The organism is Pantoea sp. GbtcB22 (genome assembly GCF_019091025.1).
GTDB classification, from domain to species: domain Bacteria; phylum Pseudomonadota; class Gammaproteobacteria; order Enterobacterales; family Enterobacteriaceae; genus Pantoea; species Pantoea leporis.
On the sequence record NZ_JAGXKB010000004.1, the window covers coordinates 117,835 to 135,975 of the forward strand.

Annotated in this window: 16 protein-coding genes; all 16 read right to left on the reverse strand. The window is 55.7% G+C overall.

What is annotated here, in order from left to right; translation table 11 throughout:
- Positions 1-27: 27 nt before the first annotated feature.
- On the reverse strand, positions 28-528 hold the full coding sequence (gene secM, locus KVT28_RS14890; protein WP_368734929.1) for a secA translation cis-regulator SecM: 501 nt from the start codon (positions 526-528) through the stop codon (positions 28-30).
- 274 nt (positions 529-802) lie between these two features.
- Positions 803-1,720, reverse strand: a complete 918-nt coding sequence (gene lpxC, locus KVT28_RS14895; protein ID WP_097094933.1) for a UDP-3-O-acyl-N-acetylglucosamine deacetylase — start codon at positions 1,718-1,720, stop codon at positions 803-805.
- A 101-nt stretch (positions 1,721-1,821) separates the two neighbouring features.
- Positions 1,822-2,976, reverse strand: a complete 1,155-nt coding sequence (ftsZ, locus tag KVT28_RS14900; RefSeq protein WP_008108602.1) for a cell division protein FtsZ — start codon at positions 2,974-2,976, stop codon at positions 1,822-1,824.
- Positions 2,977-3,047: 71 nt separating this feature from the next.
- Positions 3,048-4,304 carry a cell division protein FtsA gene (gene ftsA / locus KVT28_RS14905; RefSeq protein WP_007888634.1) on the reverse strand — a complete coding sequence of 419 codons (1,257 nt, stop codon included), beginning with the start codon at positions 4,302-4,304 and terminating at the stop codon, positions 3,048-3,050.
- Positions 4,301-5,140, reverse strand: coding sequence for a cell division protein FtsQ (gene ftsQ, locus KVT28_RS14910; protein ID WP_101762111.1), 840 nt, complete (start codon positions 5,138-5,140; stop codon positions 4,301-4,303). The genes ftsA and ftsQ overlap by 4 nt, the downstream gene beginning before the upstream one ends.
- A gap of 1 nt (position 5,141) precedes the next feature.
- The gene (locus KVT28_RS14915; RefSeq protein WP_217549109.1) at positions 5,142-6,062 is read right to left on the reverse strand and encodes a D-alanine--D-alanine ligase; all 921 of its coding nucleotides are present in this window, start codon (positions 6,060-6,062) and stop codon (positions 5,142-5,144) included.
- Positions 6,055-7,530, reverse strand: coding sequence for a UDP-N-acetylmuramate--L-alanine ligase (gene murC / locus KVT28_RS14920; RefSeq protein ID WP_217549111.1), 1,476 nt, complete (start codon positions 7,528-7,530; stop codon positions 6,055-6,057). Before murC ends, KVT28_RS14915 begins: the two co-directional genes overlap by 8 nt.
- Positions 7,531-7,601: 71 nt before the next feature.
- Positions 7,602-8,660, reverse strand: coding sequence for an undecaprenyldiphospho-muramoylpentapeptide beta-N-acetylglucosaminyltransferase (gene murG / locus KVT28_RS14925; protein ID WP_101762114.1), 1,059 nt, complete (start codon positions 8,658-8,660; stop codon positions 7,602-7,604).
- The gene (gene ftsW / locus KVT28_RS14930) at positions 8,657-9,871 is read right to left on the reverse strand and encodes a cell division protein FtsW (RefSeq protein ID WP_101762115.1); all 1,215 of its coding nucleotides are present in this window, start codon (positions 9,869-9,871) and stop codon (positions 8,657-8,659) included. The genes murG and ftsW overlap by 4 nt, the downstream gene beginning before the upstream one ends.
- Positions 9,871-11,187, reverse strand: coding sequence for a UDP-N-acetylmuramoyl-L-alanine--D-glutamate ligase (murD, locus tag KVT28_RS14935; RefSeq protein ID WP_217549113.1), 1,317 nt, complete (start codon positions 11,185-11,187; stop codon positions 9,871-9,873). The genes ftsW and murD overlap by 1 nt, the downstream gene beginning before the upstream one ends.
- A 2-nt stretch (positions 11,188-11,189) precedes the next feature.
- The gene (mraY, locus tag KVT28_RS14940; RefSeq protein ID WP_007888613.1) at positions 11,190-12,272 is read right to left on the reverse strand and encodes a phospho-N-acetylmuramoyl-pentapeptide-transferase; all 1,083 of its coding nucleotides are present in this window, start codon (positions 12,270-12,272) and stop codon (positions 11,190-11,192) included.
- The gene (gene murF / locus KVT28_RS14945; RefSeq protein WP_217549115.1) at positions 12,266-13,627 is read right to left on the reverse strand and encodes a UDP-N-acetylmuramoyl-tripeptide--D-alanyl-D-alanine ligase; all 1,362 of its coding nucleotides are present in this window, start codon (positions 13,625-13,627) and stop codon (positions 12,266-12,268) included. Before murF ends, mraY begins: the two co-directional genes overlap by 7 nt.
- Complete coding sequence (murE, locus tag KVT28_RS14950) at positions 13,624-15,111, reverse strand: UDP-N-acetylmuramoyl-L-alanyl-D-glutamate--2,6-diaminopimelate ligase (RefSeq protein WP_101762118.1); 1,488 nt, start codon at positions 15,109-15,111, stop codon at positions 13,624-13,626. The genes murF and murE overlap by 4 nt, the downstream gene beginning before the upstream one ends.
- Complete coding sequence (locus KVT28_RS14955) at positions 15,098-16,864, reverse strand: peptidoglycan glycosyltransferase FtsI (RefSeq protein WP_008108616.1); 1,767 nt, start codon at positions 16,862-16,864, stop codon at positions 15,098-15,100. Before KVT28_RS14955 ends, murE begins: the two co-directional genes overlap by 14 nt.
- A 16-nt stretch (positions 16,865-16,880) precedes the next feature.
- Positions 16,881-17,201 carry a cell division protein FtsL gene (gene ftsL, locus KVT28_RS14960; RefSeq protein WP_101762119.1) on the reverse strand — a complete coding sequence of 107 codons (321 nt, stop codon included), beginning with the start codon at positions 17,199-17,201 and terminating at the stop codon, positions 16,881-16,883.
- A complete protein-coding gene (rsmH, locus tag KVT28_RS14965; RefSeq protein ID WP_176970711.1) occupies positions 17,198-18,139 on the reverse strand; it encodes a 16S rRNA (cytosine(1402)-N(4))-methyltransferase RsmH in 942 nt (313 codons plus the stop codon). The genes ftsL and rsmH overlap by 4 nt, the downstream gene beginning before the upstream one ends.
- Between the last annotated feature and the right edge of the window lie 2 nt (positions 18,140-18,141).

Below are 18,141 nucleotides of genomic sequence, written 5' to 3' on the forward strand. Positions count from 1 at the left end.
TTCAGGATGTGGAAAAAACGTTAGCAGTTAAGCAATGAAAGGCCCGGCGCGGATGCCATGAATAGCAGCTTGCCAATCAGCAGAGGAAAGGATTTGTGGTTCGTTGTGACGCAGGTTTTGTTGCGGCTCAATAACAGTCAGCGATTGCGCCGGAGAAGTCAGCAACGCCTGAAGCGAACCTATCAACGCCAGCTTTTGTGCCGTTAGCGGCACAGCTTGATCGGCTTCCGCCTGAGCGGGCGGCGTCATACTAAAGGAAAGGTGGCGAATAACGGTGCGAATCGCATGCTGGTGCCAGTAATCGACGTTGAAATTCGGTCGACGCGCGCTTTCCTGCAGACGAATCAGATGGTCAAAATGGACAACATTGCCGACAAACAGGCTGCTGATCGGCGAATCATTTGCTTTCGGCTCAGAACTTTGCGCACAGGCAGGCAAACCTAAACTGGCCGCCACCATCCCCAACAGGAGATGCGGCCAGAAATAGCGTCTGCCTAATTGTCGCCAGCGTGAGAAAATCCCGATCACAATCCGTCCACAATGCATTGAATATGGTAATAAAGCGGTAGCAAAAATCTGCGTTACCCAGCTTATGTGAGCGCCAGATGATAGCACTTATGTGGGGCTACGACACCAGTGATTAAAGGGGCTTCGGCGGAATTCACGTTTTTTTGTACAGGGTTTCGCCAGTTGCTACAGCGAATTGAGATCGGCTTGGCAGGAATAAAAATGAGGCAATAAAAAACGGCAGGTTCAACTGACCGGAGAGGGTGTCAGCGAAACCTGCCGTTTTATGTCTGACTTACGCCAGAACTAAATTTGGTGCTTTGAATGCTAGTGGCAGTTCAGCTTCATCTTCGAAGGTCGCCCATTCCCAAGCTTCCTGTTTAGCCAGAACCGCTTGCAGCAACTTGTTGTTCAACGCATGGCCCGATTTAAAGGCGGTAAACGCGCCAATTACATTATGACCGCACATGAACAGGTCGCCGATCGCATCGAGCATTTTATGACGAACAAATTCGTCTTCAAAGCGCAGACCGTCTTCGTTTAATACGCGGAAATCATCAAGGCCAATCGCACAATCTAAACTACCGCCCAGGCACAGGCCTTTAGACTGCAGATATTCGATTTCACGCATAAAGCCAAAGGTGCGCGCACGGCTGATTTGGCGAACAAAGTTCTCAGCCGAGAAGTTGAGCTGGTAACGCTGCGAGCTTGAGTCGATCGCTGGATGTTTGAAGTCGATAGTAAAGTCGAGTGAGAAACCGTTATACGGCTTGATCTCGGCCCACTTATCGCCATCTTCCACACGCACCGTTTGCTTAACGCGTACGAATTTCTTCGCGCTGCTTAGCTCTTCGATGCCAGCGTCCATCAGCAAATAGACAAAAGGCGCGGCACTGCCATCCATGATCGGGATTTCCGGTGCATCAACTTCAACAATAATGTTGTCGATGCCCAAGCCCGCCAATGCGGCGTTCAGGTGTTCAACGGTTGAAATACGCACGCCTTCATCGTTCACCAGGCAAGTACTCAGCATGGTGTCGCGCACATATTTTGCATCAGCCGGGAAATCTACCGGTGGATTCAAGTCAGTGCGACGATAGATGACCCCGGTGTTAGCCGACGCAGGGCGTAACGTCAGTGTGACTTTCTTGCCGGTATGTAAACCGACACCAGTCGCCTGAACAATACGTTTTAATGTCCTTTGTTTGATCATCGCTTTATCTCGCAATATTACCTGTCCGACCGCCAGTATAAATTACCAGCGGGCGAATACTTTAGCACAAAGAGCGGAGAATCCCAATTCTCGGGATATTCTTAATCAGCTTGCTTACGCAAGAAGGCTGGAATATCAAGGTAATCGGGTTCTTTGCTGGATGCCGCCGGTTGGTCATTCACCACTTTCGCAGCCGGCTTCTGCTCCTGCGGCAGCGGCGCCATGCCGTGCTGCTGGTAGCGATGATCCATCACTGGCTGAGTGGCCGGCTTGTTGGTCACCAGCGTGATTTCCGGACGCTTATCCATGCCGATGCCGGTTGCAACTACGGTCACACGCAGTTCGTCGTTCATCTCTGGATCCAGAGAAGTACCGATAACCACGGTTGCGTTGTCAGAAGCGAAGGCGCGGATGGTGTTACCCACGGTTTCAAACTCATCAAGACGCAGGTCGAAGCCCGCAGTAATGTTGACCAGCACGCCGCGCGCGCCAGACAGATCGATGTCTTCCAACAGCGGAGAAGAGATAGCCATTTCTGCCGCTTCTTCCGCACGATCTTCACCACATGCCACGCCTGAACCCATCATGGCGTAACCCATTTCTGACATCACGGTACGCACGTCCGCAAAGTCAACGTTCATCAGGCCAGGACGGGTAATCAGTTCAGCGATACCCTGTACAGCGCCTTTCAATACGTCGTTGGCTGCGCCGAACGCATCCAACAGAGAAATACCGCGACCCAGAACTTTCAGCAGCTTGTCGTTTGGAATAGTAATCAGTGAATCGACATGCTTAGACAGTTCAGCGATACCTTGCTCAGCAAAAGCCATACGCTTTTTGCCTTCAAAGTTGAACGGTTTAGTTACCACCGCAACGGTCAGGATACCCAAATCTTTTGCCACTTCAGCCACAACTGGCGCTGCACCAGTACCGGTACCGCCGCCCATGCCAGCTGCGATGAACACCATGTCTGCACCATCCAGCGCAGCACGCAGTGCTTCGCGATCCTCTTCTGCAGAGTTACGGCCCACTTCTGGGTTCGCACCTGCACCAAGACCTTTGGTGATATTGGTCCCGATCTGGATCGTCTGGCCGACCGCTGTCTTACGCAACGCTTGCGCGTCGGTGTTCACAGCGAAGAATTCCACACCTTCGATACGCTCGCGTACCATGTGCTCTACGGCGTTGCCACCGCCACCGCCGACGCCGATGACTTTAATCACCGCGTCATTGGTTAATTCCATAGGTTCAAACATGATTTCTCTCCGTTATGTGCCTGTCGCCTGGAGATCATAAACATTGCCAGCATGATCTCCTTTTTCAAAAATTAAAACTCTTTCTTCAGCCAGCTGTTGATTCGCTTGAACCAGTTGCCCACTGAAGCACGTTTTTCCGTTTCTGCATCACCGTTCATGTGTGACTCTTTGCCGTAATGCAGCAGGCCAACCGCCGTAGAGTAATACGGCTCCTGCGCATAGTCCGTCAGGCCGGTGATGTTAAGCGGCTGTCCGATGCGCACTTGCGTGTGGAACACGCGCTGTGCGCAGGCTGCCAAACCTTCAATCTGCGCCGCACCACCGGTCAGCACGATACCGGCCGCCAGATGATGTTTCACGCCTTGCTGGCGCAGCTGCTCCTGTAATTGCAGAATCTCGTCGTTGACCAGATTCAACAGTTCGGTGTAACGCGGCTCGATGACTTCAGCCAGCGTTTGACGCTGCAGGCTACGTGGTGGACGTCCACCTACGCTCGGCACTTCAACATTTTCGTCTTTGCCGACAATCGAGCCCAATGCACAACCGTGACGCACTTTAATTGCTTCTGCGTCGGTCGGCGGAGTACCAAAAGCGTAAGCGATATCGCTGGTTACCACATTCCCGGCATACGGGATCACTTTGGTGTGACGCAGTGCACCGCCAGTATAGACAGCGATATCCATTGTACCGCCACCGATATCAACAACACAGACGCCCAGCTCACGTTCATCTTCCGTCAGTACGGAGAAACTGGATGCCAACCCGGCAAAAATCAGTTGGTCAACTTTCAGGCCGCAACGTTCAACGGCTTTGACAATATTTTTTGCCATATCGTTGTGGCAAGTGATCAAATGTACTTTCGCCTGCATACGTACGCCAGAAAGTCCCACTGGATTCTTAATGCCTTCCTGATAATCGATGGCATATTCCTGCGGGATAACATGCAGAATACGATGCTCATCGCGTACGCGAACGGATTTCGCCGTATGCACCACGTTCTCTACATCATCCTGAGTCACTTCCTCTTCCGAAATCGGAACCATCCCGATTTCGTTCTGGCAACTGATATGTTTGCCCGATAAAGCAAGGTAGACCGAGGAAATCTGGCAGTCCGCCATCAATTCAGCCTGATCGATGGCGCGCTGTACGCATTTCACCACCGATTCCAGATCGTTTACGCCGCCTTTATCCATGCCGCGAGACGGGCAACTGCCCACCCCAATAATATTGACCATACCATCGGGCAGAATTTCCCCAACCAGGGCGGACACCTTCGCGGTGCCAATTTCGAGTCCTACTACCAGTTTTCTGTCCGTTGCCTTGATCATTGTGGTTTAGCCTGTGCCTGGTTCTGTTGCTGATTACTGTCCTGTGGCTCTATCGGTGCAGCGGCCCAACCGACTGCGGCGCCCGAATCGTAGCGCAAATCAACGTACGTGATGCGCTGGTTCTGACTTTGGCCCTGCTGCTGCAAATCCGGATAAAGCTCAATAAAACGGTTCAGACGCTTCATGGTATCGCTACGACCTAATTCGATGCGCACATCGTCACTGGTCACTAACTGCCACGAGCGCCGCGCCGTCATCGACGCGACCTTCAGGGTAAACTTGTTAGCCTTTAATACATCACTCATGGTGTGATAGCCGGCTAACACCTCGTTTTCACTGCCTTCCGGACCGTACAGCATCGGCAACGTTTCTTTGCCAACGTGACTGGCCGGAACGCTGAAGGAGACGCCAGCTGCGTCCACCATATGTGAGTCATTCCAGCGTGCAACCGGAACATACTCCACCAGATTTATCTTCAGCTCATCAGGCCACTGCTTGCGCACACTGACCTGCTTAATCCAGGGTAAACGCTCAATCTGCTGCTGGATGATATCCACGTTCTGCGACATGAAGGTTCCCGGCGCGCCAAGCGATAAAATGGCCTGACGAATATCATCATGCGTGGTGTAGTGGGTTTGCCCGGTCACCACCAGCTTCGATAACGGCAAGCGTGACGCGTCATTCATCCACTTCAGCACCACGAGGCCACCCGCCACCATAATGCCCAACACAATCAACAGGAACACCATGCCAAACAGTCGCGCACCGTTGCTGCGCCCGGAGCGTGTCCGCTCCTGAGGTTCGCGATTGCGTACTCGTATCGCTGCCTGAGACATATCAGTCAGCCAGCTCCAGAATACGCGCCACCAGCTGCGGGAAGCTGTATCCCGCTTGCTTAGCGGCCATCGGCACTAAACTGTGGCTGGTCATGCCGGGCGAAGTATTCACTTCCAGCAGCTGGAAGTTGCCCTCACCGTCAGCCATCACGTCCACGCGACCCCAGCCGCTGCAACCCAATGCGCGCCAGGCTGACCACACCAACGTCTGCAATTCTGCTTCCTGCTCGGCGCTTAATCCGCTCGGGCAGAAGTATTCAGTATCGTCAGAAATGTATTTAGCTTCATAGTCATAGAACTCGCTGGCGGTTTTAATTCTGATAGAAGGCAGAATTTGCTCACCTACGATGCCCACGGTGTATTCCGCGCCGCTCAGAAAAGCTTCGATCAGCACGTCATCATCATGACGAAAGGCTTCTTCAAGCGCTGCGGGTAATGCATCCGTATGGTTCACGCGGCTGATACCGACGCTAGAACCTTCGCAGCTTGGCTTGACAAATAGCGGTAAACCCAGCGCCTCAATGGCTTTGGTGGTATCCGCGTTTAAACCTTGTTCATGCTGCTGACGCGTCAGCCAGACAAATTTGCCTGAAGGTAATCCCCTGCCCTGCCACAGCAATTTGCTGCGCAGCTTATCCATGGTGATGGCGGAAGCCATCACACCGCTGCCGGTATAGGGCAGTTGCAGAAACTCCAGCACCGCTTGCAGCGTGCCGTCTTCACCACCACGACCGTGCAAAGCAATAAACGCTTTAGCGAAGCCTTGCTGTTTCAGGTCAAGCACCGACACATCACGCGTATCGACTGCATGCGCATCAATGCCCATTTCACGCAGTCCGGCCAGCACTGCCGCACCGGACATCAGCGACACATCACGCTCGGCCGAGGTGCCGCCCATCAATACTGCAACCTTCTCAGTCATAGCGCGCCTCCGACTTAACGGCAGGCTGTAATTCGTTTTCGGCCAGCTTGCGGGCAATCTTGCCGATGTTGCCTGCACCCTGCACGATCACCAGATCGTCGCCCGACAGCAACGGTGCCAGCGCATCTGGCAGCGCGTCATGCTCAGAGACCAGAATCGGATCAACTTTGCCACGGTTACGAATCGCGCGGCACAGCGAGCGGCTATCAGCGCCGGGAATCGCCGCTTCACCCGCCGGATAGACATCCAGCATCAGCAACACATCCACCTGCGACAGCACATTAGCGAAATCATCAAACAGGTCACGCGTACGCGTGTAGCGATGTGGCTGGAACACCATCACTAGCTTCTTGTCAGGCCAGCCCGCACGTGCGGCTTTGATGGTGACATCCACTTCGGTGGGATGGTGGCCGTAATCGTCGACCAGCATCGCACTGCCTGGATTACCGTTGACGGCGGCGGTATCGAACTCGCCCAGCACGTCAAAGCGGCGTCCGGTGCCCTGGAAGCTCTCCAGCGCGGCCAGAATCGCGTTATCTTCAATCCCCTCTTCGCTGGCAACAGCTACCGCGGCGGCCGCGTTCAGCGCGTTATGACGGCCCGGCGCATTCAGCGTTACTTTCAGCACCGGCTTATCCTGACGAATAATGGTGAAGTGGCCTTGTGCGCCACGCTGCTCGTAATTCTCGATACGCACATCTGCGTCATCGCTGAAGCCGTAGGTGGTTACCTGGCGGCCTACGCGCGGGATCAGGTCACGAATCACTGCATCATCCACGCACATTACCGCGCGTCCATAGAATGGCAGGTTGTGCAGGAAGTTAATGAACGTCTGCTTCAGGTTCTCGAAATCGCCCTGATAAGTGTCCATGTGATCCGCTTCGATGTTGGTGACAATTGCCACCATCGGTTGCAGATGCAGGAAGGACGCATCACTTTCATCTGCTTCAGCAATCAGATAACGGCTGCTGCCCAGGCGCGCATGCGTGCCTGCGGCTTTAACCAAGCCACCGTTAACGAAGGTGGGATCCAGCCCGCCTTCCGCGTAAATGCTGGTCACCATCGCGGTGGTGGTGGTTTTACCGTGCGTGCCCGCAACCGCAATGCCATGACGGAAACGCATCAGTTCAGCCAACATCTCAGCGCGACGAATCACGGGAATACGCTGCTCACGAGCGGCAACCAGTTCAGGATTATCCTGCGCTACAGCCGTCGACACCACGACAACGCTGGCATCGGTAACGTTTTCCGGACGATGGTTGAAATAAATCGTCGCACCCAGCGCAGCCAGATGCTGTGTCACCGCGTTCGGCGCCAGATCAGAACCGCTGATGTGATAGCCTTCGTTCGCCAACACCTCGGCAATACCGCCCATGCCAGCACCACCGATGCCGACAAAGTGAATGTGCCGGACGCGACGCATCTCGGGCACAATAGAACGCAGTTTTGCCAATTGTTGTGTATTCATCTGTTTCAATTACCTGTTTTTCCCGTTTGTACCTGCTAAAAGGTACGGGCCAAATCAACTGGCCGATTAATTTACTTCGCGACGCGCGCCACTTCATTTGCAACCCGCTCGGTTGCATCGGGAATCGCGACCTGACGGGCTTTTTCTGCCATCGCCAACAATGTGGTGCGATCCCAGTGACGCAGCGTGTCCGCTACCACAGCCGCGGTGAACTGCGGCTGCTCGAAAATTTTGGCTGCGCCCGCTTTTTCCAGCGGCAACGCGTTCCAGTACTGCTGACGATCTTTGTGCTGAAACGGTACGAAGATTGCCGGTAAACCTGCGGCCGCCACTTCACTTACCGTCAATGCGCCCGAACGGCACACTACGACATCGGCCCAGGCGTAAGCTTCGGCCATGTCATCGATAAATTCGGTGACTTTGTGCTGCGGTTGACCCGCTGCGCGGTAAGCCTGCTGCACGGTTTCCAGTCCGCCTTTACCGGTTTGATGCCAAACCGTAATGGCATCGCCCAACGCTGCGGCCACTTGCGGCACGGTCTGGTTGAGGATGCGCGCGCCCTGGCTGCCGCCAACCACCAGCACGCGAATCGGGCCGAAACGTGCACTTAGACGCTCTGCCGGTAACGGCAGCGCTAACACATCGGTACGCACCGGATTGCCAACCACTTCAGCATTCGGAAACGCCCCCGGAAACGCCTGCATCACTTTGGTGGCGATCTTAGCCAGCCACTTGTTGGTCAGTCCGGCAATGCCGTTCTGCTCATGCAGCACCACTGGAATACCGCAGCTCCACGCCGCTAAGCCGCCAGGGCCCGAAACGTAGCCACCCATTCCCAGCACCACATCCGGCTGCCAGCTCTTCATGATGCGACGCGCCTGGCGCCATGCATTGAAGATGCGTACCGGTGCCAGCAACTGCGCTTTTACACCTTTACCGCGTAAGCCGCTGATGCGGATAAAATCAATTTCAATGCCGTGTTTCGGCACCAAATCCGCTTCCATTCGGTCAGCGGTTCCCAGCCAGCGCACCTGCCAGCCTTGTTCCATCAGGTGATGGGCAACGGCCAGACCGGGGAACACATGTCCGCCAGTACCGCCTGCCATGACCATCAACCGTTTGCCACTCATCGTGCACCTCGGGTAAACGCCTGCGCTTTTGCCAGACGCGTTTCATAATCTATGCGTAATAAAAACACGATGGCGGTCGACATGATGATCAGACTCGAACCACCGTAACTAATCAGCGGCAGCGTCAGACCTTTCGTCGGCAGCATGCCAGCAGCTGCACCCACGTTAACCAGCGCCTGGAAGCTAAACCACACGCCAATTGAGCAAGCGAGGAAGCCTGAGAAGCGCTGATCGATCTCCAGAGCACGGCGACCAATCGACATCGCGCGAAAAGCGACGAAGAATACCATCAACAGCGCTAAAACCACACCGACATAACCCAACTCTTCACCGATGATGGAGAAGATGAAGTCAGTATGTGCTTCCGGCAGATATTCCAGTTTCTGCACCGAGTTGCCTAAGCCCTGCCCCCAGAACTCACCGCGCCCAAACGCCATCAACGATTGCGTCAGCTGGTAGCCGCTGCCGAAGGGATCTTCCCACGGGTTCCAGAAGGAGGTCACACGGCGCATACGGTACGGTTCGGCAATGATCAGCAGCACCACGGCGAAAATGCCGGAGCCGATGATCGCCAGGAACTGCCACATTTTCGCCCCGGCGAGGAACAGCATCGCCAGCGTGGTAACAAACAGCACAACGACGGTACCGAGATCCGGCTGTGCCAGCAGTAGCACGGCCAGCACCACCATCACGCCCATCGGCTTACAGAAGCCCCAGAAGTTGTTACGCACCTCTTCGACTTTGCGCACCAGGTAACTGGCGAGATAGCAAAACAGCGTCAACTTCGAAAGCTCGGCTGGCTGAATACGCAGCGGGCCAAGGGCAATCCAGCGCGATGCACCGTTCACCGAGCTACCGACGACCAAGACGATCAGCAGCATCACCACGGACACCATCAGCATCACGTTGCTGTAGCGCTGCCAGAAATCCATCGGGATGCGCAAGGTCACCAGCGCCATACCAAACGCTAAAGCGATATAAAACGCATCACGCTTGGCAAAGTAGAACGGATCTTCGTTCAGACGTTGACCAACCGGCATCGACGCCGACGTCACCATCACAAAACCAATCAGCGCCAGCCCAAAGGTCAGCCACAGCAGCGTGCGGTCGTACAGCACCACCGGCGCATCATCACTGTCGCGCGCGCCCATCACCCACTCACGCAGGCGCAACGACAGATAGTTGGCGATACCGGCTCCAGGAATGCGCATCAGCTCAACTCCTTCGCCAGTTGCGCGAACTGATCACCGCGCTGTTCAAAATTACGGAACTGGTCAAGGCTGGCGCAGGCCGGTGATAACAGCACCATATCGCCGGCTTTAACCTGGGCGGCAATCTGCGTCATCGCCTGCTGCATGGTTTCAGTGCGCGTGGCGATCTCCGGACGCAATGCCGCTAACGCATCACCATCTCGACCAAAACAGAACAGCTTCACGTTGTCGCCCTGCAGATAGCGCACCAGCGGGCTGAAATCAGCCGACTTGCCGTCGCCGCCCAGCAGCAGCCACAAGGTACCTTTCACCTGCAAGCCATTCAGCGCCGCTTCGGTGCTGCCAACGTTGGTGGCTTTGGAATCGTTGATCCAACGCACGCCATTGGCTTCATGCACTAGCTGGAAGCGGTGCGCCAGGCCGGTAAAGGTGGTTAAGGCTTTCAGGCTGGAAGCGCGTGGAATATTCACCGCGTCGGCCAATGCCAGCGCTGCCAGCGCGTTGGTGTAATTGTGTTGGCCCACCAGCGTCATCTCATCGGTGTTCAGGACTTTTTCGCCCTTCGCCCGCAGCCAGGTGCTGCCCTGCTGCTGATTGAGATGATAATCGCCGAGATTGATGCCGAAGCTTACGCAGCGCTGATCAACACCGCGCACCGGCATGGTCATACCATCGTCGGCATTCACCACGCAGACGCTGGCGTTTTCGTAAATGCGCAGCTTGGCGGCACGATACTGCTGCATGCCAAGCGGATAGCGATCCATGTGATCCTCGGTGAGATTGAGGATCGTCGCCGCCGCCGCTTTCAGGCTATGCGTGGTTTCCAGCTGGAAGCTGGAGAGTTCGAGTACATAAAGCTGTGCTGGCGATTTCAACAGCGTCAGCGCCGGCAAACCGATGTTACCGCCCACGCCTACCTGCCAACCTGCTGCGCGCGCCATTTCACCCACCAGCGTCGTCACGGTGCTTTTACCATTCGAACCGGTGATCGCCACAATCGGAGCCTGCGCTTCACGGCAGAACAGCTCAATATCGCCGATGATTTCAATCCCGGCATCGGCGGCTTCGCTCAATGCAGGATGCGCCAGCGCGATCCCGGGGCTGGCGATAATCAGATCGGAGGCCAGCAGCCAATCACTATTAATACCGCCAACATAGCGCTCCACCGAAGCTGGCAGTTTGTCCAGCCCCGGCGGCGAGACACGGGTATCCATCACGCGTGGCGTTACGCCTTGCGCGAGGAAGAAATCAACACAGGAGAGGCCAGTAATGCCTAATCCAATGATGACGACTTTTCTGCCCCGATAGTCAGCCATGATTAACGTACCTTCAGCGTTGCCAGGCCAATCAGCACCAGCATCAGCGAAATAATCCAGAAGCGCACAATGACGCGCGGCTCCGGCCAGCCTTTCAATTCATAGTGATGGTGAATCGGCGCCATGCGGAAAATACGTTGACCGCGCAGCTTGAACGATCCCACCTGCAGAATCACCGACAGCGTTTCAACCACAAATACGCCGCCCATGATTAACAGCAAAAATTCCTGGCGCAGCAGCACGGCGATGGTGCCGAGCGCACCACCCAGCGCCAATGAGCCGACATCGCCCATGAACACTTGCGCTGGATAGGTGTTGAACCACAAAAATCCGAGTCCGGCTCCGACAATCGCGGTGCAGACAATCACTAATTCGCCCGCGTGCCGTAAATAAGGAATGTGCAAATATTCGGCAAACTTAACGTTACCGGTCGCCCACGCCACCAGCGCAAAGCCTGCGGCCACGAACACCGTTGGCATAATGGCTAAGCCATCAAGACCATCCGTTAAGTTAACCGCGTTGCCGGTACCGACAATCACGAAGTAGGCCAGCACCACGTAGAACAGGCCCAGCTGCGGCATCACGTCTTTAAAGAACGGCACCACCAGCTGCGTTGCAGGCGTATCTTTACCGGCGATAAACAGCGCGAACGCAACCGCCAGCGAAATCACTGACATCCAGAAATATTTCCAGCGCGCGATCAGGCCTTTGGTGTCTTTGCGCACCACCTTACGATAGTCATCCACAAAGCCGATGATGCCAAAACCGACCAGCACCACCAGTACGCACCAGACATATGGATTAGACGGATAGGCCCACATCAGCACCGAAATGGTGATGGAGGTGAGGATCATCACGCCGCCCATGGTTGGCGTGCCGCGTTTGCTGAAGTGTGACTCTGGACCGTCGTTACGCACCACCTGACCGATCTGCAGCTTCTGCAGCCAGGCAATCAGGCGCGGTCCCATCCACAGAGAAATGAACAAGGCGGTCAGCAGGCTGACAATGGCGCGAAACGTCAGATACGAGAAGACGTTAAAGCCGGAATAAAATGCGACCAGATGTTCGGCCAGCCAGACTAGCATGTTCCTTTCTCCTGTAAGCTCTGTACTACCTGCTCCATGGCGGCACTACGTGAACCTTTAACCAAAATAGTGATGTCCTGATGTTCGGACAGCAATGTGCGTAAACGTTCAGTTAGCGCGGTTTTTGTGGCGAAATGCTCGCCTTTACCGCTGTTTTCGCCAATCAGCTGGCTCAGAGTCCCAATGCTCAGCACGCGATCGACACCGGCCGCTTTGGCCGCATCGCCGACCTGGCGATGACACAGTTCGGCTTCATCACCCAATTCAGCCATATCGCCCACTACCATCACGCGGTAGCCCGGCATATCGCCTAGCACCTGTGCGGCGGCAGTCATAGAACCGACATTGGCGTTGTAACTGTCATCCAGCAGCAGTTGATTAACCGCCAGGCGAATCGGGAACAGTCGACCAGGAACAGCCTGCAAGGTTTTAAGGCCAGTTTGAATCGCCGACAGCGGCGCATCTACTGACAATGCCAACGCTGCAGCGGCTAACGCATTCGAGATGTTATGACGGCCCGGCAGCGGCAGCTCCACGGCGATATCACCGCGTGGCGTATGCAGCGTGAACAGCGTGGCATCGGCTCGCAGCACGATTTCGCTGGCGCGGAACTCCGCATCAGCCATCGGCTGCGGCGAGAAGCGCCACAAGGTTTTATCTGCAAACTGTGATTGCCAGTTGACCAGATCGTTGCTGTCAGCGTTGACGATCGCGGTACCGTGTACTGGCAAGCCGCCAAAAATTTCGCCTTTGGCTTTCGCCACACCCGCCAGCGAGCCAAAGCCTTCCAGATGGGCAGCAGCAAGGTTATTCACCAGCGCAGTTTCCGGACGCACCAGATCGGTGGTGTAAGCAATTTCACCCTGATGGTTGGCACCTAACTCGATCACCGCGTAAGCATGCTCTTTGGTGAGACGCAGCAGCGTCATCGGTACACCGAAGTCGTTGTTCAGGTTGCCGGCCGTGTAAAGCGTTTCGCCACACTGACGCAAAATCGCGGCGGTCATCTCTTTGACCGAGGTTTTGCCGGATGAACCGGTCAGCGCAACCACGCGAGCGTTCGCCTGTTGGCGTACCCACGCGGCGAGTTGCCCAAAAGCAATCCGCGTATCAGCCACAACCACCTGCGGGACAGAAACCGGCAGCAGCTTACTGACCAGCAGCGCCTGCGCACCGTTAGCAATGGCATCGTTAGCAAAATCGTGAGCATCAAAACGTTCACCCACCAGCGCCACAAACAGGCTGCCGGCGGTGACCTTTCGGGTATCGGTGGTGACATCGGCAAGGGTTAAATCCGCGCCGTGCAGTTGACCGCCGCTGATTTCGGCCAGCGTATTGAGAGAAATGGGAATCATGCCATCACCCCCAACAAACGGGCGACGGTGTCGCGGTCGGAGTAATCCAAACGGCGGTTGCCAATGATTTGATAATCTTCGTGGCCTTTTCCGGCCACCAACACGATGTCATCGGCGCCAGCTTGCATCACGGCGTTGGTGACCGCCTGCGCACGACCGGAAACCACGCGTGCGCGGCCCGGATCGAGCAAGCCGGTGAGAATGTCATTCACAATCGCCATCGGCTCTTCGCTGCGTGGATTATCGTCGGTGATCACGACGATGTCGGAGAATTGCTCAGCAATCGCGCCCATTAGCGGACGTTTGCCTTTGTCGCGATCGCCACCGCAGCCAAACACGCACCACAGCTGGCCTTTACAATGCAGACGCGCCGCTTCCAGCGCTTTTTCCAGTGCATCAGGCGTGTGAGCGTAATCGACAACCACCGTAGGTTTGTCTGGCGCAGTGAATACTTCCATGCGACCACACACCGGCTGCAGCTGCGGTGCAGTGGCAACCAGCGCATCAAGCGGGTAATCCAGCGCCAGCAGCGTACCCAGCGCCAGCAACAGGTTGCTCACGTTAAAAGCGCCCATCAGGCGGCTATCAAACTCGCCGTTGCCCCAGCTGGAGCTGAACTGAATATGCGCACCGCCGTCGTGATAATCCACCGCCGTGGCTTTCAGCCAGCGGCCATGACAGCCCGATTGCAGATTGTCTTCCATGGTGACCGCTACCGCATCCGGCAATTTTGCCAGCCAGCGACGTCCCACGTCATCATCAGCATTGATGATGGCTTCAGCGACCTGATGCTCAGAGAACAGTAACCATTTAGCGGATTCATAACTCTCCATATCACCGTGATAATCGAGGTGATCGCGGCTCAGGTTAGTAAATACCGCGGCCGCAAACGGCAAGGCGGCAACGCGATGCTGCACCAAACCGTGTGAGGAGACTTCCATTGCCGTCAGGGTTGCGCCCTGCCCGACTAAATCATTCAGCACATGCTGCACATCCACCGCAGAACCGGTGGTGTTTTCGGTTGCCACCAGTTGACCGTAAAGGCCATTGCCTACCGTGCCCATCACTGCGCCGGTTTCACCGAGCAGATTGGCCCACTGCGCCATCAGTTGCGTGGTGGTGGTTTTGCCGTTAGTGCCAGTAACACCAATCAATTTCAGTTTGCTTGCAGGCTGCTGATAAAAGCGTCCGGCCAGTGCAGAGAGACGCTGCTGCAACTGCGCCAGATAGATAACCGGGACGCCATGCATCTCGCGGATATCTCCATCGCTGGCTTCGCCTTCGGCTTCGGCAATCACTGCCGCTACGCCTTGAGCAATAGCCTGCGGAATAAAACGACGTCCATCAGCATGATGGCCCGCCACGGCGATAAACAGATCGCCAGAAGCCGCCGCGCGGCTATCTAGTGTCATGTCACGGAGTGGACGCGCCGGCGCACCCGGCACCCACGGGGCCAGTAAGTCGCGCAGGTTACGATCTGTCACTTGATTCCTCACTTCTATTCTTCACCAACTCGTTCTTATCAACTGTTGGCAGCGCATCAGGTTCGATATTCATGGTACGCAATACGCCGCCCATGATGGCGCCAAACACCGGTGCTGAAACCGCACCACCATAATATTTACCGGCCTGGGGATCGTTGATCACCACCACCAGCGCAAAACGAGGACGGCTGGCAGGCGCAACGCCTGCGGTATAAGCAATGTATTTGTTGACGTAACGTCCATCCGGTCCAACTTTCTTGGCGGTACCGGTTTTGATGGCAATGCGATAGCCCTTGATGGCGGCTTTAACCCCACCACCGCCAGGCAACGCAACGCTTTCCATCATGTGCATCACCGTTTTCACCAGGTCTTCCTGGAAAACGCGTTCACCCGCCACTGGCGGGTCAACTTTGGTGATCGACAGCGGGCGATTGATGCCGTAGCTGCCAATGGTTGCGTAGACTCGCGCTAACTGTAACGGCGTTACCATTAGCCCGTAGCCGAAAGAGAAGGTGGCCCTCTCTATGTCAGACCACCGTTGTTTTTGAGGGTATAAGCCACTACTTTCCCCGACCAGCCCCAAATTGGTCGGTTTACCCAGTCCAAAGCGCGCGTAAGTATCTACAAGTGCTGAGGAGGGCATCGCTAACGCCAAACGTGAAACCCCGACGTTACTCGACTTCTGTAAAACCCCGGTAAGGGTCAATTCGTTGTAGCGCGCCACGTCTTTGATCTCATGACCATTGACGCGGTACGGCACGGTATTCAGTACGCTGTTCTCTTTCACCACACCGCGCTGCAAAGCCGTCATCACCACCATCGGTTTCACGGTGGAACCTGGCTCGAAGATGTCGGTAATAGCGCGGTTACGCATCACGTCTTTCGGCGTGTTGCTGAGATTATTCGGGTTGTAAGCGGGGCTGTTCGCCATCGCCAGCACTTCGCCGGTGTTTACATCCACCAGCACCGCGGTGCCTGATTCGGCTTTGTTGAACGCCACGGCATTATTCAGTTCGCGGTACACCAGCGCCTGCAGACGTTCATCAATGCTTAGCGTCAGGTTGTGCGCAGCGCGACTGTCTACCGAGGAGATATCTTCAATGACGCGGCCGTTGCGGTCTTTACGCACCGTACGTTCACCCGGTGCGCCGGTCAGCCATTTGTCGAAGCTTTTTTCGATGCCTTCAATGCCCTGGCCATCAATGTTGGTAAAACCAATCAGGTGCGCGGTCACCTGGCCCGCCGGATAGTAGCGGCGCGACTCTTCACGCAGGTAGATGCCCGGCAGCTTAAGCTTTTTCACATACTCGCCAATCGCTGGATTCACCTGGCGCGCCAGATAGACAAAGCGCCCTTTCGGGTTGGCATTGATACGTGCAGCAAGTTGATCGAGCGGGATCGATAACGCATCCGACAGCGCTTTCCAGCGACTATCCAGCGAGACGCCGCCGTGTTCGGTCAGCTCTTTCGGATCGGCCCAGATCGCATTCACCGGCACGCTCACCGCCAGCGGACGACCGGCACGATCGCTGATCATACCGCGCGCGGTTGGCACCGATTGCACGCGCAGCGAACGCAAATCGCCCTCTTTCACCAGCTTGTCAGGGTTGATCACCTGCAGCCACGCTACGCGCGACAGCAGTCCGCCCAGCGCCAGTAAAATGCACCCGCACAGTAACGCAAAGCGCCAGCTTACAAAGCTGGCCTTATCTTCTTGTTTTTTTAACTTCAGCGTTTTGCCTGCGCCACTCATTGAGTTCTGCGATTCCTTATTTCTGCACCACAATATTTTCCTGCGAAGGATCAACATGCTGCATTTGCAGTTTATCGGTTGCTATCCGCTCTACGCGGCTGTGATCGCCCAGTGCGTTCTCTTCAAGAATCAGGTTGCGCCATTCGATATCGAGCGCATCACGCTCCAGCACCAGCTGTTCACGCTGCGCCGTTAACAGGCGCGTCTTATGCGTGGTGGTCACGACCATTACCGAGGACACCAGCACCGCGATCAACAGCAACAGCGGGATCTTGCCAAATCGCAGCAAGTCCCCACCAATGACACCGGGTAAGCTGTGGCGCTCGTTGCCAATCATGAGGCCGTTCGCTCCGCGATACGCAATACCGAACTGCGCGCACGTGGGTTTTCGTTCACTTCGGCTTCGCCAGGAATCAATTTGCCCAGCGTTTTCAGCTCACGGCCGCCTAAGGCTTTAAGCTGCGACTCCGTCATCGGAATGCCTGCTGGCACCTGAGGACCGCGGCTCTGATCGCGCATAAAACGCTTCACTAAGCGATCTTCCAGTGAGTGGAAGCTGATGATCGACAACCTGCCGCCTGGCGCGAGAACCGACAAGGCCCCTTTCAGCGCGGTATCGATCTCTTCCAGCTCACTGTTGATCCAGATACGAATCGCCTGGAAAGTACGCGTTGCCGGGTGCTTAAATTTGTCTTTGACGGGCATGGCGGCGGCAATCACCGTCGCCAGCTCTTTGGTGCGCGTCATCGGCTGGTCGCGGTTACGTTCTACGATGGCGCGCGCAATGCGTTTACCGAAACGCTCTTCACCGTAGGTCTTGATCACGAAAGCGATATCCGCCTCCTCTGCGCTCATCAGCCATTCGGCGGCCGATTGCCCGCGTGTTGGATCCATACGCATATCCAGTGGCCCATCACGCATAAAGGAGAAGCCACGTTCGGCATCATCCAGTTGCGGAGAAGAGACGCCCAGATCGAGCAGAACGCCATCGATCTGGCCGGTCAGCCCGCGCTCTTCAACGTATTCTGCCAAAGCCGAAAACGGCCCATGGACGATCGAGAAGCGCGGATCTTTTATCTCAGCGGCTGCGGCTATCGCTTGCGGATCGCGATCAATCGCTATCAGTTGCCCTTTCTCACCAAGCTGCGAAAGGATTAAGCGCGAGTGACCGCCGCGACCAAAAGTGCCATCAATATAAATGCCGTCTTCCCTGATATTGAGGCCGTTTACCGCCTCATCCAGCAGCACTGTGGTGTGTTTGAAATTTTCCTGCATAG

Bases quoted from the DNA above. Each gene is read 5' to 3' on its own strand.
- murD (WP_217549113.1), bottom strand. From the start codon at position 11,187: ATGGCTGACTATCGGGGCAGAAAAGTCGTCATCATTGGATTAGGCATT.
- KVT28_RS14915 (WP_217549109.1), bottom strand. From the start codon at position 6,062: ATGACTGAGAAGGTTGCAGTATTGATGGGCGGCACCTCGGCCGAGCGT.
- rsmH (WP_176970711.1), bottom strand. From the start codon at position 18,139: ATGCAGGAAAATTTCAAACACACCACAGTGCTGCTGGATGAGGCGGTA.
- ftsZ (WP_008108602.1), bottom strand. From the start codon at position 2,976: ATGTTTGAACCTATGGAATTAACCAATGACGCGGTGATTAAAGTCATC.
- murF (WP_217549115.1), bottom strand. From the start codon at position 13,627: ATGATTCCCATTTCTCTCAATACGCTGGCCGAAATCAGCGGCGGTCAA.
- KVT28_RS14955 (WP_008108616.1), bottom strand. From the start codon at position 16,864: ATGAGTGGCGCAGGCAAAACGCTGAAGTTAAAAAAACAAGAAGATAAG.
- ftsW (WP_101762115.1), bottom strand. From the start codon at position 9,871: ATGCGCATTCCTGGAGCCGGTATCGCCAACTATCTGTCGTTGCGCCTG.
- lpxC (WP_097094933.1), bottom strand. From the start codon at position 1,720: ATGATCAAACAAAGGACATTAAAACGTATTGTTCAGGCGACTGGTGTC.
- murG (WP_101762114.1), bottom strand. From the start codon at position 8,660: ATGAGTGGCAAACGGTTGATGGTCATGGCAGGCGGTACTGGCGGACAT.
- ftsA (WP_007888634.1), bottom strand. From the start codon at position 4,304: ATGATCAAGGCAACGGACAGAAAACTGGTAGTAGGACTCGAAATTGGC.
- murC (WP_217549111.1), bottom strand. From the start codon at position 7,530: ATGAATACACAACAATTGGCAAAACTGCGTTCTATTGTGCCCGAGATG.
- ftsQ (WP_101762111.1), bottom strand. From the start codon at position 5,140: ATGTCTCAGGCAGCGATACGAGTACGCAATCGCGAACCTCAGGAGCGG.
- mraY (WP_007888613.1), bottom strand. From the start codon at position 12,272: ATGCTAGTCTGGCTGGCCGAACATCTGGTCGCATTTTATTCCGGCTTT.
- ftsL (WP_101762119.1), bottom strand. From the start codon at position 17,201: ATGATTGGCAACGAGCGCCACAGCTTACCCGGTGTCATTGGTGGGGAC.